At 46.2% G+C, this 16,196-nt stretch carries 14 protein-coding genes; 5 read left to right on the forward strand and 9 right to left on the reverse strand.

Annotated elements, in window-relative coordinates:
* Nucleotides 1-4 precede the first annotated feature (4 nt).
* Nucleotides 5-1,924: a glucosamine-6-phosphate deaminase gene (locus tag BC343_RS16870; protein WP_078349033.1), complete on the forward strand. Its 1,920-nt coding sequence runs from the start codon at nt 5-7 to the stop codon at nt 1,922-1,924.
* 72 nt (nt 1,925-1,996) lie between these two features.
* Here the strand turns inward: BC343_RS16870 and ftcD are convergent, their stop codons facing one another.
* Nucleotides 1,997-3,034, reverse strand: a complete 1,038-nt coding sequence (gene ftcD, locus BC343_RS16875; RefSeq protein WP_078348988.1) for a glutamate formimidoyltransferase — start codon at nt 3,032-3,034, stop codon at nt 1,997-1,999.
* A gap of 264 nt (nt 3,035-3,298) precedes the next feature.
* On the opposite strand from ftcD, the gene BC343_RS16880 reads away from it, so the two are divergent.
* Nucleotides 3,299-3,649 carry an SRPBCC family protein gene (locus BC343_RS16880; protein ID WP_078348989.1) on the forward strand — a complete coding sequence of 117 codons (351 nt, stop codon included), beginning with the start codon at nt 3,299-3,301 and terminating at the stop codon, nt 3,647-3,649.
* Between the two features lie 255 nt (nt 3,650-3,904).
* Nucleotides 3,905-4,579 carry a basic secretory protein-like protein gene (locus tag BC343_RS16885; protein WP_078348990.1) on the forward strand — a complete coding sequence of 225 codons (675 nt, stop codon included), beginning with the start codon at nt 3,905-3,907 and terminating at the stop codon, nt 4,577-4,579.
* A gap of 223 nt (nt 4,580-4,802) precedes the next feature.
* Here BC343_RS16885 and atpG read toward each other — a convergent pair whose 3' ends face one another.
* The 8 genes from atpG to BC343_RS16925 form a co-directional block, all read right to left on the reverse strand.
* Complete coding sequence (atpG, locus tag BC343_RS16890) at nt 4,803-5,705, reverse strand: ATP synthase F1 subunit gamma (protein WP_078348991.1); 903 nt, start codon at nt 5,703-5,705, stop codon at nt 4,803-4,805.
* Nucleotides 5,706-5,829: 124 nt separating this feature from the next.
* On the reverse strand, nt 5,830-7,404 hold the full coding sequence (gene atpA / locus BC343_RS16895; protein WP_078348992.1) for a F0F1 ATP synthase subunit alpha: 1,575 nt from the start codon (nt 7,402-7,404) through the stop codon (nt 5,830-5,832).
* A gap of 34 nt (nt 7,405-7,438) precedes the next feature.
* The gene (gene atpH / locus BC343_RS16900) at nt 7,439-7,987 is read right to left on the reverse strand and encodes an ATP synthase F1 subunit delta (protein WP_078348993.1); all 549 of its coding nucleotides are present in this window, start codon (nt 7,985-7,987) and stop codon (nt 7,439-7,441) included.
* Between the two features lie 83 nt (nt 7,988-8,070).
* Nucleotides 8,071-8,562, reverse strand: coding sequence for a F0F1 ATP synthase subunit B (atpF, locus tag BC343_RS16905; protein ID WP_078348994.1), 492 nt, complete (start codon nt 8,560-8,562; stop codon nt 8,071-8,073).
* 87 nt (nt 8,563-8,649) lie between these two features.
* A complete protein-coding gene (gene atpE, locus BC343_RS16910; protein ID WP_022830206.1) occupies nt 8,650-8,859 on the reverse strand; it encodes an ATP synthase F0 subunit C in 210 nt (69 codons plus the stop codon).
* Between the two features lie 47 nt (nt 8,860-8,906).
* Nucleotides 8,907-10,028, reverse strand: coding sequence for a F0F1 ATP synthase subunit A (gene atpB, locus BC343_RS16915; RefSeq protein ID WP_078348995.1), 1,122 nt, complete (start codon nt 10,026-10,028; stop codon nt 8,907-8,909).
* Between the two features lie 20 nt (nt 10,029-10,048).
* The gene (locus BC343_RS16920) at nt 10,049-10,429 is read right to left on the reverse strand and encodes a hypothetical protein (RefSeq protein ID WP_078348996.1); all 381 of its coding nucleotides are present in this window, start codon (nt 10,427-10,429) and stop codon (nt 10,049-10,051) included.
* Nucleotides 10,426-10,656, reverse strand: coding sequence for an AtpZ/AtpI family protein (locus tag BC343_RS16925; RefSeq protein ID WP_078348997.1), 231 nt, complete (start codon nt 10,654-10,656; stop codon nt 10,426-10,428). Before BC343_RS16925 ends, BC343_RS16920 begins: the two co-directional genes overlap by 4 nt.
* A 194-nt stretch (nt 10,657-10,850) precedes the next feature.
* Here BC343_RS16925 and porW point away from each other — a divergent pair, with 194 nt between their 5' ends.
* Complete coding sequence (porW, locus tag BC343_RS16930; RefSeq protein WP_078348998.1) at nt 10,851-13,877, forward strand: type IX secretion system periplasmic lipoprotein PorW/SprE; 3,027 nt, start codon at nt 10,851-10,853, stop codon at nt 13,875-13,877.
* Between the two features lie 3 nt (nt 13,878-13,880).
* A complete protein-coding gene (locus tag BC343_RS16935) occupies nt 13,881-16,154 on the forward strand; it encodes a penicillin-binding protein 1A (protein ID WP_078348999.1) in 2,274 nt (757 codons plus the stop codon).
* Nucleotides 16,155-16,196: the final 42 nt, after the last annotated feature.

Here is a 16,196-nt window from a genome sequence, read left to right on the forward strand (position 1 = left end):
ATTTATGGCACGATTAAATTTATTGGAAGAGACGAGGTACGAGAAGCTGCCCGTTAGCGTGTATGCCAACCAAAAAGAGGCATCGCTGGCGGTAGCGGCACGCATAGCAAAGCTGATACGCGGCAAACAGGCAGCAGGGCAGCAAACCGTTCTGGGTTTGGCTACCGGCGTAACGCCCATCGGCGTTTATGCCGAGCTGATTCGCCTGCACAAAGAAGAAGGCTTATCATTTAAGGATGTAGTAACTTTCAACCTGGATGAGTACTACCCTATGAAGCCTGATGCTGCCCAAAGCTACGTTACTTTCATGAACGAGAATTTATTCGACCATATCGATATCGATAAAGCTTTAGTGCACATCCCCGATGGTACCTTGGCACAGGATGATGTGGCTGCCTTCTGTTTAGATTACGAACGCCAGATAGAAGAGCTTGGCGGTTTGGATTTGCAGCTATTGGGTATAGGGCGTACCGGGCACATTGGCTTCAATGAGCCTGGCTCTGCACCCAACTCGGGTACCCGTTTGGTAACGCTTGACGACCTTACCCGCCGCGATGCTTCGCGCGATTTTGGTGGTAAAGAGAATGTACCTACCAAAGCCATCACCATGGGCGTTGGTACTATCTTTAAAGCCCGCGAAATTATCCTGATGGCATGGAGCGCCAAAAAAGCGCCTATCGTACAAAAAGCTGTAGAAGGCGAAATATCAGGCGAAGTACCTGCTACCTTCCTGCAGCTTTCTGATAGTGTTGAATTCGTATTGGACCAGGGTGCTGCTTCTGACTTAACGCGCTTTAACACCCCATGGCTGGTTAAGGATTGCGTTTGGGAAAATGCTTTAATTAAAAAAGCCGTTATCTGGCTATCAGGCGCCGTAGGTAAGCCTATCTTAAAACTGACCGAAGAAGATTACAATGCGCATGGCATGGCGCAGCTTGCCGTGGAGCAAGGGCCGGTATACAATATCAATATCGACATATTTAACCAGGTACAGCATACCATTACCGGTTGGCCGGGTGGTAAGCCGGGTGCTGATGACAGCCAGCGCCCCGAACGTGCCGAACCGGCACGCAAGCGCTCTATCGTATTCTCCCCGCACCCCGACGATGATGTAATATCTATGGGTGGTACATTTATTAGGCTCGTTGACCAGGGGCATGATGTACACGTAGCATACCAAACATCGGGCAATACTGCAGTATGGGATGATGATGTATTGCGTTATGTAGAGTTCGCTATCGACTTTAAAGAAAGTGTTGGCGAAGATGCTGCTGAGCTGAAAAAACTTTACGGCGAGATGCGCCATTTCATCGAGAACAAAGTACCTAACCAGGTAGATACGCAGGAGATACGCAATGTTAAAGGTTTCATCCGTAAAACCGAAGCGATAGCCGGTGCACGTTACGCAGGCTTGCCGGATAGCAATATCCATTTCCAGGCTTTGCCTTTTTACGAAACAGGCAAAACCAAGAAGAATGCCGTTGGCGAAGAGGATATCCTGTTAACTATGGAGCTTCTGCAAAAAATAAAGCCACACCAGGTTTTTGCAGCAGGCGATTTCGCCGACCCTAACGGTACGCACATCGTTTGCTTCAACATTATCCTCGCTGCCCTGCAACGCTTAAAAGAAACCGAAGAGTGGGTAAAAGATTGCTGGATGTGGCTGTACCGCGGTGCATGGCACGAGTTTGCTACCCACGAGATTGAGATGGCTGTACCATTATCGCCTGCCGAAGTATTGCGCAAGCGCGATGCGATCTTCAAGCACCAAAGCCAGAAAGATACCCCGGTATTCCCCGGCGATGATGCCCGCGAGTTCTGGGTACGCGCCGAGGACCGTAACCGCGAAACTGCCATCTGCTACGATAAGCTGGGTATGGCGGAGTATGCCGCCATGGAGGCTTTTGTGAGGTACCACTTCTAAAAGCAAAACCCTATAAAAACAAAAACGAGGCGCAGAGAAATTTGCGCCTCGTTTTTTGTTTATTCTTTTTTACTATCCTTTCAGCACATACTCAATTATCCGTTCCTGCGGGTTAAAAGGTGCCAATTCATCCAAGCCCATCATCCTGATGGCTGCGGCTATCAATTCCGTTTCCTCCACATCCAAGGAAAGCCCCTGCTTGCTTAAAAAGTATTTGCCGGCATCCAGCATGGCTTTTAGGGGTATCAGGCCTATCAACTCGCTTCCGGTTACGCGGGTGCCATGCACTTCGGCACGCTTGCAAACCTCATCAAACACAATGTGTATGGGTGTTGCTTCGATATTGGTGAGGTTCATGGATACTTGGGCCGCTCCGTATTCCTCAATATACCAGCCAATGGCCTTTACATATTTCAGGCTGCCGGGGATGGTTTTGGCTTTACCGTTCGCATCGCGCAGCACCACGCCGTTTTCTTTCATCACCTTGCCGCTCTCGCGCACGTCGGCGCTTATAGCATTGGCTACCGGTACCGATGTTGTTGCCAGGTTGATGTTATAGGCAATTAAAAAATTGCGGGCACCTATAACCGTAGCGCCTCGCTTTACATCATTTTCGGCAGGGCCAAAATCGGGTTTCCATTGCGGTAGCTTTATCTTTTCAAAAAAGCCTTCATATTCACCGGCGCGAATTATCGAAAGGTTATTGCGGCTTTTGTCGGGCTGTGCATATTCGTATAAATAAACAGGTATCCGCAGCTCCTCTCCTACCCGCTTGGCCAGTTGGGTAGCGTAGGCGGTCGTTTCTTCCATCGAGATGTTGGCTATCGGTATCAGCGGGCAAACATCCGTAGCGCCCATGCGCGGGTGTTCACCTTTCTGGGTGCTCATGTCTATTAACTCCCCGGCTTTTTTAATAGCGCGGAAGGCTGCTTCAACGACCGCCGCTGGTTCGCCGGCAAATGTTATCACGGTTCGGTTGGTGGCTTTACCCGGGTCTACATTCAGCAGTTTCACGCCATCCACTCCTTTAATGTCATCGGCGATTTGCCCGATGATATCCATATCAATGCCCTCGCTAAAATTGGGCACACACTCTATTACTTTGTTCATTAATTCAGTTGATTCATTGGTGTGTTAGTCGCAATGCTCCGCTAAGGTAGTTTAATTATCAATTCATCCTTACTTATTAAGGCGCATTACTACCTCATCCTGCCGCATTCGCCCCGTATCGCTCAAGCAATTAAGCCGCATATTTGTTATCATAAAAACCAAAACGCCATGGAAAACCTAACATTCGACATCGAAATTGCGGCCACGCCCGAAAAAATCTGGAACGTATTGTTCACCGACGAGAATTATCCCAAATGGACCTAAGTGTTCATTGAAGGCTCACAAGCCATTACCGACTGGGCTGAGGGTAGCAAAATACTCTTCGTAGACCAAAAGAAAAGCGGTATGATAGCTTTCATTGAAAAGAAAGATCCTTATAAAGAAATGCTATTTCGTTGTAAAGGTGAACTAAAAGAGGGCGTAGAAGATTACGATAGCCCGGGTGCCAAAGCGGTAGACGGCGCTGCCGAGCGTTATGTTTTAGAACCACAGGATAATTCTACCTTGCTGGTGGTATCGCTCAGTGGCGGCGAAATGCCTGCAGATATGTTAGATTATTTCCGCGGCGTTTGGCCGTCGGCATTAGATAAGGTGAAGGAACTGGCGGAAGCATAGGCCGCTGCGGTTTATAGGCGGCACCTACGGAGCCTTGCGTAGGTGCCACTTTTGAGCTACAAACACGATACTCCTAACGGAGTGCCAACACAGCTTAATAGCAAAGAACACGCAGCTATGGCTACAGCGTAGCCTTGTGTTTGTAGAAGAAGCCCCCCTCATGTGTTGGGCTCCGTAGGTGCCCCCTAAAAAGGCATCGCTGTAACATTACTGTTTATTTCGGGCATGCGCTTGTCAAATAACTATTTTAGCTGCATGAAAAAACTAACACTGCTATTTGTATCGATAGTTGGGCTGTTCGGCGGTATCGCTAAGGCCGGCAACGGCATCGATACCATAACCAAAAATGGGTATACCCTAATTGTATCGGGCAACGACGCTACATTTGATAATGCCCTGAAAGAAAAACTCATCAGCACCTTCTTCACTGTTTACCCCAAGATTGTAAAGGAGTACAACAAAAAAAGCCTGAAAACAGTACAGTTCTTTATCGATACAGCTTACCACGGTGTAGCCGCTACTGATAATGGCCGCGTTGTATTTAGTCCGGCTTATATGATGAAACACCCGAACGATATCGACGTGGTAACGCACGAGGTAATGCACATTGCCCAAGACTATGGCGACACCAACGGTCCCGGCTGGCTTACCGAAGGCATTGCCGACTATGTACGTAACGAACACGGTGTAGCTAACGAGGCAGCAAAATGGCGCCTACCGGCCTACAAAGCCACCCAAAACTACGACAACGCCTACCGCACAACTGCTGCGTTTTTGCTATGGGTTGAAACAAAAGTTAAAAAAGGAACTGTTAAAAAGCTGGATGGCATTATGCGCAAGCATGCTTATACCGATAATACCTGGAAAGATGTTACCGGGAAAAGCGTAGATGAGTTATGGAAAGAGTATGCGGTGAGCCCCACTACATAACCACTTTTGTCATTGCGAGAAGCAGCAGGGCGGGGCTTGCGCGGTGGCGCGACGTGGCAATCTCGTCGTTAAGCATTACTGTAATGCTATGCTACGAGATTGCCACGCCGCCCTTTCACTCATCCCATCCCACAGCGGCTCGCAATGACAAATCGAGCTATAACAAAAGAGGCTTTCCATTAGGAAAGCCTCTTTTGTTATGTTATGGTGAACTTATCATTTATCAACCACCCAATGCTGCGGCACCACTTACTATCTCGGTAAGCTCGGTGGTGATGGCGGCCTGGCGTGCCTGGTTGTATGATAGTTTCAACGATTTTAACAGTTCGCCTGCGTTATCGGTTGCTTTATCCATTGCGGTCATACGTGCGCCATGCTCAGATGCGTTAGAATCTAATACCGCGCGGTATAACTGAATTTTAATATTTTTAGGTATAAGCTGCTCTACGATCTCCTCTTTCGATGGCTCCAGGATGTAGTCAACCTGCGCTTCAATTTTCGGAGTTTTGGTTTTCAGTTCCTCTTTCTTAGGCTCAGGTTTCGGCACCGGCAGTAACTGCTCAGTTATCAGGTACTGCACAGCCGCGTTGCGGAAGTGGTTGTACACCAATTCTACACGATCGTATTGGCCGTTGATGAAACCTTCCATTATAGCCTCGGTAATTTTCGAAGCGTTAATGAAGTTCAGTTCCTGGTACAGGTCGTTATTGTTGCCAATTACGTTGTATTTGCGGCGCTCGTAGTACTCCTGGCTTTTTTTACCAATAGCCACTATAGATACATTGCCTGCTTTAAGCTGCTCGCTGTATTTTTCGGCAATAAGGTTGTTAGCCGTCTTAATTGCGTTACTATTGAAAGCACCCGCCAAACCACGGTTAGATGATACCACCACTACCAATACACGCACGGGCTCGCGGTCTTGCAGGTATGGCGATGCACCATCTTCGAGGGTTGCCGAAAGGTTGGCCAACAGGTCGTTCAACTTATTGGCATAAGGGCGTAATTGTACAATAGCGTCGGTTGCCCTTCTCAGCTTAGCTGCCGAAACCATTTTCATGGCTTTGGTGATCTGCTGGGTAGAGTTTACGGATGCTATCCTGTTTCTTACTTCTTTTAAATTAGCCATTCTTTACGATGTGCAAATTTTAAATGTGCAGATGTGCAAATTGCTACATCACACGGTTATTGTTTATGTTCAAATCCCGAATGTGCAAATCATCTGCACATCCGGAATCTGCACATTTGCATATTTAGTAGTTAGCCGACAATTCTTTAGCTACTGTTTCCAGTACGCCGGTAAGCTGATCGTCGAATTTACCTGCCTTAAGGGCCGAAAGCACTTCAGGGTGGCGCAGTTCTAACTGGCTCAGGTATTCGCTCTCGAACTCTTTAATTTTGTTTACAGGCACATTACGCATCAGGTTTTTAGTACCCAAGTAAATAATGGCAACCTGTTTTTCAACCGATACAGGCGAGAACTGGCCTTGTTTCAACACTTCCACGTTACGTGCACCTTTGTCGATAACGTTTTTGGTAGAAGCATCAAGATCCGAACCGAATTTAGCGAAGGCCTCAAGCTCGCGGTATTGAGCCTGGTCAAGCTTCAAAGTACCGGCAACTTTCTTCATCGATTTGATCTGAGCGTTACCACCCACACGCGATACCGAGATACCTACGTTGATAGCGGGACGGATACCAGCCAGGAACAAGTTCGACTCCAGGAAGATCTGGCCATCGGTGATCGAAATTACGTTGGTTGGGATGTATGCAGATACGTCACCAGCCTGTGTTTCGATGATAGGCAATGCAGTTAAAGAACCACCACCTTTAACGATACCTTTGATAGACTCAGGAAGGTCGTTCATTTGCTGAGCGATCTCGTCGTTCTTATTGATCTTAGCGGCACGCTCTAATAAACGGCTGTGCAGGTAAAATACGTCACCAGGGTAAGCCTCGCGGCCCGGTGGGCGACGCAATAACAACGATACCTCGCGGTAAGCAACAGCCTGTTTCGACAAGTCATCATAGATGATCAAAGCAGGGCGTCCAGTATCGCGGAAGTATTCGCCAATAGCAGCACCGGCAAACGGAGAGAAGAACTGCATGGTTGCAGAATCCGAAGCGTTAGCGGCTACTACTATAGAGTATGGCATAGCACCGTTCTCTTCCAGTGTGCGCACAATGTTTGCAACAGTAGAAGCTTTTTGGCCGCAAGCCACATATATACAAGTTACCGGTTGGCCGGCATCGTAAAATTCTTTTTGGTTGATGATGGTATCGATACAAACCGCAGTTTTACCTGTTTGGCGGTCACCGATAACCAACTCACGCTGGCCACGGCCGATAGGGATCATCGCATCGATAGCTTTGATACCTGTTTGCAACGGCTCGGTTACCGGCTGGCGGTAGATAACGCCCGGTGCTTTACGCTCCAAAGGCATTTCGTAAGTTTCGCCAACAATTGGGCCTTTACCATCAATTGGGTTACCCAAAGTATCAACAACACGGCCAAGCATACCTTCACCTACTTTTATAGATGCGATACGGTTTGTACGTTTTACGTTGTCGCCTTCTTTGATATCGTCAGACCTACCCAGCAATACCACACCCACGTTATCTTCTTCAAGGTTAAGTACGATACCTTGTAAACCGTTATCAAATTCAACCAGCTCACCTGATTGTACTTTAGTTAAACCGAAAACACGCGCAATACCGTCGCCTACCTGCAATACAGTACCCACTTCTTCCAGTTCAGTTTCTGACTTGAAGCCGGCTAATTGCTGACGCAAAATTGCTGATACTTCATCTGGCCTTACTTCTACCATTTTTTGAATTTATTTTAGCGTATTTAAATTAATGTTATATGGTTGCAGCAGCTGCAAACTCTTTTTTTATTTTACGTAAAGTGCTGGCTACACTGGTATCAATTTGCCTGTCGCCAACCTTTAATACAAACCCACCAATCAGGCTTGGGTCAACTTCTGTGTGAAGTTTTACCGTACCACCTGTAGCGGCCTGTATTTGCTTCAGCATTTCGGCCTCGTTGGCTTTTGATAATGCTGTTGCCGATGTTACAGTAGCGTAAGTGATGTTGTGTTTAACATCGTACTGGGCAATAAACTCGTGCGATGTTTCAAACAATACTTCGCCACGGCCTTTGTTCACCATCAAGTGGAACATTTTAAGCGTAACCTCGCTTACACGGCTGCCAAAAACTTCAGTTAATATCTTAGTTTTTTTGCTGTGCGAAATAATTGGGTTAGCCAATACCGCGCTCAACTGCGGGTTTGCCTTTACAGTTTTATAAAAAAGCACCATATCGTCCTTCACCTTGTCAAGCGCTTTCTGCTCAACGGCCAGGTCGATCAATGCCTTTGCGTACCTTATTGCTACTGTTATTTCTGACATATCTTTTTTGGAGATGTGATTGGTGATTGAAGAGTGGCGAGTGGTTTTGAACTATTCACTACTCTCTGTTCACTATTCTCTAACTACAATTTCACTTCTTTCAACAATTCCGCAACCAATGCATCTTGTTTGCTTTGGTCTTCAAACTGTTTGTGCAACACTTTCTCGGCAATTTCTAATGATAAGGTAGCCACCTGGTTCCTTACATCGGCCATTGCAATAGTTTTTTGGTTGTTTATTTCTATACGGGCAAGCTCTATCTGGCGTGCACCTTCTTTTTGTGCAGTTTCTTTAGCTTCGGCAATGATCTGGTCTTTCAGCGTTTTAGCTTCTTTCAGTATCAAATCGCGCTCGGCACGTGCTTGTTTCAACAAGGTATCGTTCTCGTTAGTTAAGCGGGCCATTTCGTCTTTAGCGGCTTCGGCTTTCAACAAAGCATCTTCAATTGAACGCTCGCGCTCGCTGATGGCACCCATAATAGGTTTCCATGCAAATTTGGCAAGAATGATGAACAGGATAAAAAACGATACCGAGGTCCAAAATACTAAGCCAATTTCCGGGGTAACTAATTCCATTTCTATATATAAGTTAAAGTCAGTTTCTGTTAAATAACCGTAGCTGCGGCCAATCGCAACAGCCTACGGTTAAATGTTTGGGCTGGATTATTTTAAACCCAGGAATGATACAACCACACCGAACAAAGCAGCACCCTCGATAAGAGCGGCAGCGATGATCATTGCAGTTTGGATCTTTGAAGCAGCTTCTGGTTGACGTGATATACCTTCCATGGCTTTACCACCTACCTGGCCGATACCGATACCGGCGCCAATTACTGCTAAACCTGCACCTAATGCAGCGATACTTCCAATCATTGTTTTAAAATTAAAGTGAATATATAATATATAGTTATTTGCAAATCTTAGTGGTGGTGCTCCTCAATAGCTGTGCCGATGAACAGCGCAGTTAACAAGGTGAAAATAAATGCCTGCAATGCCGCCACCAGCAATTCAAGCACATCCATAAATACCACAAACGGTACCGATACAAATGCTACCGAAGCAGCTTTGAAAACAAATATCAACGATATTAAGCTCAGTACGATAATGTGGCCTGCGGTGATGTTGGCGAACAAACGTATCATCAAAGCGAATGGCTTAGAAATGATACCTACCAGCTCTACCGGCCACATAATTGGGTACAACCAAACCGGTACGTCAGGTGCAAAAATGTGCTTCCAATAGTATTTGTTACCGTTAAGGTTAACAACCAATAAAGTGATCAACGACAGTACAAAAGTCACAGCGATATTACCGGTTAAGTTAGCACCACCCGGGAAGAATGGCACCAAACCGATAAGGTTGTTCACCCATATAAAGAAGAACACGGTAAGTAACAACGGCATAAAGCGCTCGTATTTATAACCAATGTTAGGGCGGGCAATATCATCACGAACGAACATAATAATAGGCTCAATGAAAGATTGCAGGCCTTTAGGTGCTTTACCCTGGCGTTTTTTATAAGCTGAAGATACGCTAAGGAATATAATGAAAATGATCAACATCGACATCCACATGCTCACCACGTTACGGGTGATCGAGATATCGATCAGTTTTTTATTCAGGCTAAGTAAAGTAGCAGCAGGCAATAAGCTGTCAGCGCCTTCTACTATGGCTACTTTATCTTTTACCAAACGGTAGGTGTAATATTTACCGCCGAAATCTTTGTGGCCGTGCTCGAAATTTGCAGAAGAAAATACTTCTAAACCTTTGTCGGTATAAAGCACTACCGGCAATGCAATGCTGGTGGTACCCCACAGGTGTATAGAGTGCGAATCGGCAATGTGCTCCAGTATAACTTCACTGGGGTTAAAAGCCTCTTCGTGCTCGCCTTCGGCGGCGTGCTCACCATGGGCAGGTTGTTCGGTTTCGGCAGCGTGTTCGGGCTGTATAGCAAAAGTTTTACAAGTGCAAAAAGTCAAAAAAACGCCCAAAATGAGGCTTAAGGCAATTTTTTTTGATTTCAAAACGTGGCTAAAATACATTGAATGAGTGTTTTTTACTTTCAATTTTGGTTGCGCAAGTTACGCAATAACACGTAAACTTCAAAGCCGGTATTCAGAAAATATAGATAAAAGAAATTAGCCAAAAAAACACCCTGCTCTATGTGTAATTTCAACACAATTACAAGCGCCAAAGCCATGCTCAAAAGCATCTTCATAATGGTAGTGATCAGGAAGGCTTGGGCATACATTTCGGGCTTCAAAACATTTACAAAGTGCATCCCCATGAGTACCACAAGAGTTAGAACGCCAAAGAAGCCATACAGCACCCAAAATTGCGGGATAAGCCAGTTGTTATGGCCTACATAAACAAGGCAAACGGGCAGTACCGCCAGCAGTACCATAAAGATGGCAGTTTGCAAAATGATGGTTAAAAACTTCATTTGCGTACGGCGCGGATAACTAAATAAAGGGATGCAAATACGCCTGCGAGGGATAAAAGTGCGGTTACCCACTTGGTATCATGCCCGGTGTTTTCGTCAATCTTATAACCTGCAAAGGTAAAAATGCCTATTACGGCTATCATCTGGAAGGCCAGGCCCATGTATTTGGCGTACGAGCTTGCTTCTCTAGCGCCCTTATCTAAGCCATTTGGTTCATTTTCTGCCATGGCACAAATTTATTGAACCTATTGCATACTATTTAGTAAATTAGCGTTGCTTTTTATAATAGCCTAAACTCCGCTATAAACCGTCGACATGAATACTTTACAAAAGATAAAACCGTTGACAGAAACGGAAACGCTATAACTTTAAATCTTATCTAATAACAATATAAACCTTGAGGCGAACTTCTACCCATTTCTTGTCAAAGCAAAATATAGCCGCGCTATTTACGGTAGCATTTATTATTGCCGGCTGTTCGCTCGAAAAAAAGAGTGCGCTTAACCGCGGGCTGCAAAACCTTACGGCGCATTATAATATATTATTTAATGCCCGCGAAATACTTCGCCAGAAACAGGAAGGTTATGCCGCCGGCTTTGTAGATAACTATAGCGAACTGCTTTCGGTATATCAGGATACAGCCGCTGTTGGTACCGAGCCTGATAAAGACCTCGAATCGGCCAAAACTCGCGCCAACACCATCATCAGCATAAAAGAACAAAGCCACTACATACCTGATGCTTATTTGGTATTGGGTAAGGCCAACTTTTTAGGTGCAAATTATTTTGACGCGGCGGAGTATTTTAACTACGTAGGCTTGAGCGCTACTACCAAACAAGCCCAGTTAAAACAAGAAGCCCTGGTATGGAAGGCTCGCGCCCTGCTTTACCTGCATAAAGATGCTGAAGCTAAACAAACTATTGATAGCGCCCTGCAAAACATCAACCCTAAAAAAAACATTACTGCCGATGTTTATGCAACGCAATTACAGTACTATATAAACCAGGGCGAATACCCCGAAGCTGAAGCCGCAGCCAAAGAGGCCATTAAATTTTGTAAGGATAACCTGCAACGCATGCGCTGGACTTTCATCCAGGGCCAATTGCAGGAACTTAACAGCAAACCCGCCGATGCCGTGGCCAGTTACGCCCGCGTAGCAAAAAGTAATGTGAGCTTTGATATGGCCTTCAATGCCGATCTCAACCGCATACGTATTGAGGATATGCAAAACGGCGTTAAGGTAAGCCGCCTTGCCCGCCTGCGCGCGCTGCTGAAAAACCAAAACAACGCCGATTTCACCGACCAGGTATACTACCAGATAGCCCAACTGCAATATGCCGATAACCAGATAGACGATGCCATAAAAAGCTACAAGCTATCAACCGCCTATAGCACCCGCAACCAAAACCAAAAAGGGTTATCGTACCTGCGCCTGGCCGATGTTTATTTTAAAAACAAAACAGACTATACGCTGGCTAAGGATTATTATGATAGCACGCTCACCACGCTGCCACCTACCTACCCGGGGTATATCACTATTAAAAAGAAGGCAGATAACCTACAACTGCTAACCGATAACCTGAAGGTAATTGCCCGCGAAGACACCCTGCAAATGCTGGCCGCGCTTGATGAGCCAACCCGCCAAAAACGATTAGACGAAATGGCCAAACGCCAGGCCATCCAAAAACAAGCAGCTACTGCTAATGTAAATGCATCATCCGCCGCTGCCAACAACCCATTTGCCGATATAGATAACCCTGCTACTGCTGTGGCTAGCGTACCAAATGGTGGCAACTTTTATTTTTATAACACAACTGCGGTAAGCCAGGGCTTCAGCGATTTTAAGCGCGTGTGGGGTAACCGTAAGCTGGAAGACAACTGGCGCCGTAGCAGCCGCTCAAATGCCGACATTACTACCAACACTTTAAATACTGCCAAGAATGTTGACGTAAATGCCGCACTGCCCGATTCGTTGCAACGCACGCCTGCCGAGGTAGAAAACAGCGCCTTTAAAAACGACCTGTTGCAAAACCTGCCGCTTACGCCGGAATTATTGGCACAATCGAACACACGCCGGTATGATGCTTACATGGCTATTGCCAATTTTTACCGCGATGTAATTGACGATAAAAAAGAGGCGGCCATTGCTTTTGAGAAAGTTCTGGCCCTTTTCCCTAACAATACCAACAAGGCCGCTATTTATTATAACTTGTACCGTTTATACAGCGAGAGCAACAAACCGCTATCAGACAAATACCGCGATTTGGTGCTGAAAGAATACGCCGAAACCGCCTTCGCCAAAACCATCCTCGATCCTGATTATGGCAAGCGCATGAACGAGGAAGACGCGGGCTTTAGTTTATTATATAACCAGGTTTACGACCTTTATGCTTCCAAAAATTATACTGCCACTATTACCTCGGCAGATGGCTTACTGCAAACTTACCCCGGCGGCAAATTCTCTGCACAGTTAGAGTACCTGAAGGTATTTTCGGCAGGGCACCAGGAGAAACTGGATCCCTTTAAGGCGAGCCTGCAGCAAATAGCCGCTAAATACCCCGATGATAAACTGATAACTCCGCTGGTAAAAGAGCATTTGGCCTATATTGATGTAAACCAGGCAGAATTGGCAGCCCGCCCTGTGGTACTTACCGACCGCGACCTTAACGAGGCTACCTTTACTATACCTATAGTATACCAACAGGAAACCGAATACCGCAAGCCCTACACCGGCGGCCCTATTGAGATTGTGCCCGATGTGCGCAAACCCGAGCCTAAAAAACCAACGCCGGCTCCTGTAGTAGTAAAAGAAACTGTTCCGCCACCTGTAAAACAACCCGAGGCTGCGCCGGTGGTGAAAGAACCGGTAAAAGAACCTATTGTTGCCAAGGTTGACACCGTAAAACCAGCCGTTAAAGAACCGGAGGTTGCAAAAACCGAGCCTGCCAAGGAGCCTGTAAAAGAACCTGAAGTAGCGAAAACCGAACCAGTTAAAGAAGCTGTAAAAGAGCCCGTAGTTCTACAGGTGCCAACCGTGCAGCAACCTGTTGTAACAGTTAAGCCGCCGTTAGCCAAAAGGCCATCGATATTTAGCCTGCGCGATAGTACGCATTACTTTTTTGTAGTGAATGTAAACTCGGGTACAACTAATTTGGCTTCTTCGCGTTTTGGCATAGGGCAATTTAACCGTGTGCAATACCAGGGCCCGCCTATTAACCATAAGCTGAAAACAGCCGGGGCAGATAACCAACTGATATACGTTGGCCGCTTTACCAACCTCGATAAGGCTAAAGATTATGCCCGCCGTATAGTGCCCCTGCTGCCGGATATTATGAAGGTACCCGGGGATAAATACAGCTTTTTTATCATTACCGAAGAAAATCTGGATAAATTAGCCGATTCAAAAACATTAGGTAGTTATATCGATTTTTACCAGAAGAACTATTAGTAAATGGCAACCATCATCACCAATAATAACCGCAATAACAAAAACAAGATCACCTCGCAAGATTTCAGGCGCTATAACTGGTACATCTGGCGCTTTGTAATTGGCTGCTTTGCTTTTTTTGTTATCATGATACTGCTCATCGCCTTCCAGGTGTTTGGCACGCTGCCTTCCTTCCGCGAGTTGGAGAACCCTAAGAGCGACCAGGCCTCGCAGGTTATCTCGTCGGATAACCAGGTTATAGGTAACTACTATGTTAAAAACCGCACCAGCGTTACTTATAAGCAACTTTCGCCAAATGTTATCAATGCATTGGTGGCTACAGAAGATGCTCGTTTTTACGAGCACTCTGGTATCGACTTTCAGCGTACGTTTAGTATTGTGCTTTATAACCTCATCGGTAAAAAGCAGGGCGGCAGTACTATTACCCAGCAGTTGGCGCTCAACCTGTTTTCGGAGAGGGCACATAACCCGCTAAAGCGTATCATCCAAAAATTACAGGAATGGATAACCGCCGCAAAGCTCGAGCGCAATTACACCAAAGAAGAAATCCTGACGCTGTATATGAATACGGTAGATTTTGGCGCTTACAATACTTTCGGTATCAGCTCTGCATCCCGCACTTATTTTAATACCACGCCCGATAAATTAACGCCCGATCAGGCGGCTTTGCTGATGGGTATGATAAACGGCCCCGGTATTTACAGCCCTATCAACCACCCCGAAAACGCTTTAAAACGCCGCAACTTTGTGCTGCGTCGCATGAACGAGGAAGGTTACCTGAGCGACGGGCAAGCCGAAGAATTTAAAGCAAAACCCCTCGGGCTCAACTTTAAAGTTACCGACCATAACGAAGGTATGGCTACCTACTTCAGGGCCGTTTTGAAAAAAGAAGTACAAAAGATATTGGTAGATAAGCAGGTGCTCAAACCCGATGGTGTTACCCCCTACGACCTCGATCGCGACGGGCTGAAAATATATACCACCATTGATGCCACCATGCAGCAATATGCCGAGGAAGCGCAGAAAGAGTACATGAAGAAGCTGCAGGCACAATTTAATGCTCACTGGAAAGGTATAAGCCTGTACAAATCTATCCCTACCTTTAAAAGCCTGCTTGATAAAGGCATGCGCCGTTCTGATCGTTATATTAGCCTGAAACTGCAGAACAAAAGCGACGAGGAGATAAAAGAAGATTTTAATACGCCTGCCAAAATGAACATTTTCACCTGGCATGGCGATATTGATACCGTAATGAAACCTATAGATAGCATTGTTTATAACAAACTACTGTTGCGCAATGCTTTGATGAGTATGGACCCAAATACCGGCTATATTAAAGCCTGGGTGGGCGGCACCAACTTCGAGCACTTTAAGTACGACCAGGTGAAAATGGGTACCCGCCAGGTAGGTTCTACCGCAAAGCCGTTTACCTATGCGGTGGGTATTGAGGAAGGTTTTTCGCCCTGCATGCAGGTAGCCAACGAGCCTATCACCATTACCGGTTATGGCGAAGATTGGACACCGCGCTCCTCGCCTACCGAAACTGTGCCGGGTGTTATTACATTGCGTACAGCTTTGGCTCGTTCGCAAAACTGGGTTACTGCTTATGTAATGAATGAAGTAAAGCCAGCCCCCGTGGCCGACCTCATCAAAAAAATGGGTATAACCAGCCCGGTACCTGCTTACCCGTCGATATGTTTGGGAACCTTTAATGCTTCTGTTTTTGACATGACCGGCGCTTACAGTGCCTTTGCCAACGAAGGCGTTTGGACCGAACCCACCTTCCTGTTACGGATTGAAGATAAAAACGGCAACCTGTTGTATAATAATACCCCACGCGTAGTACAAGCCCTTAACCCTGAGATAGCCTACGTGATGACCTATATGCTAAAAGGTGTAATAGACGAAGGTACCGGTTACCGTTTACGCAGAGATTACCACATTATGAACCCCATAGGCGGTAAAACAGGTACCACGCAGGATAACTCCGACGGTTGGTTTATTGGTATTACCCCGCAACTGGTTACCGGTGTATGGACCGGCTGCGAAGACCGCGATATCCACTTCCGCAGTACCCGATTGGGCGAGGGTGCTAACACCGCATTGCCTATATTTGCAGGCTACATGAAACGGGTTTACGAAAACCAAAAACTCGGCATTAAAAAGAATGTAGACTTCGTTCCGCCTAAAAGCGGCGTAAGCATCACCATTGATTGCGGTGCCTACAGCCAGCAACAAAAAGGCACGAACGAGGTGGAGAAGAAACTTGACTTTTAGCCCCCTAACCCCCTGAAGGGGGAATTAATAGGTGAGGCTGCT

The organism is Mucilaginibacter pedocola, from assembly GCF_002013915.1.
Taxonomy (GTDB): Bacteria; Bacteroidota; Bacteroidia; order Sphingobacteriales; family Sphingobacteriaceae; genus Mucilaginibacter; species Mucilaginibacter pedocola.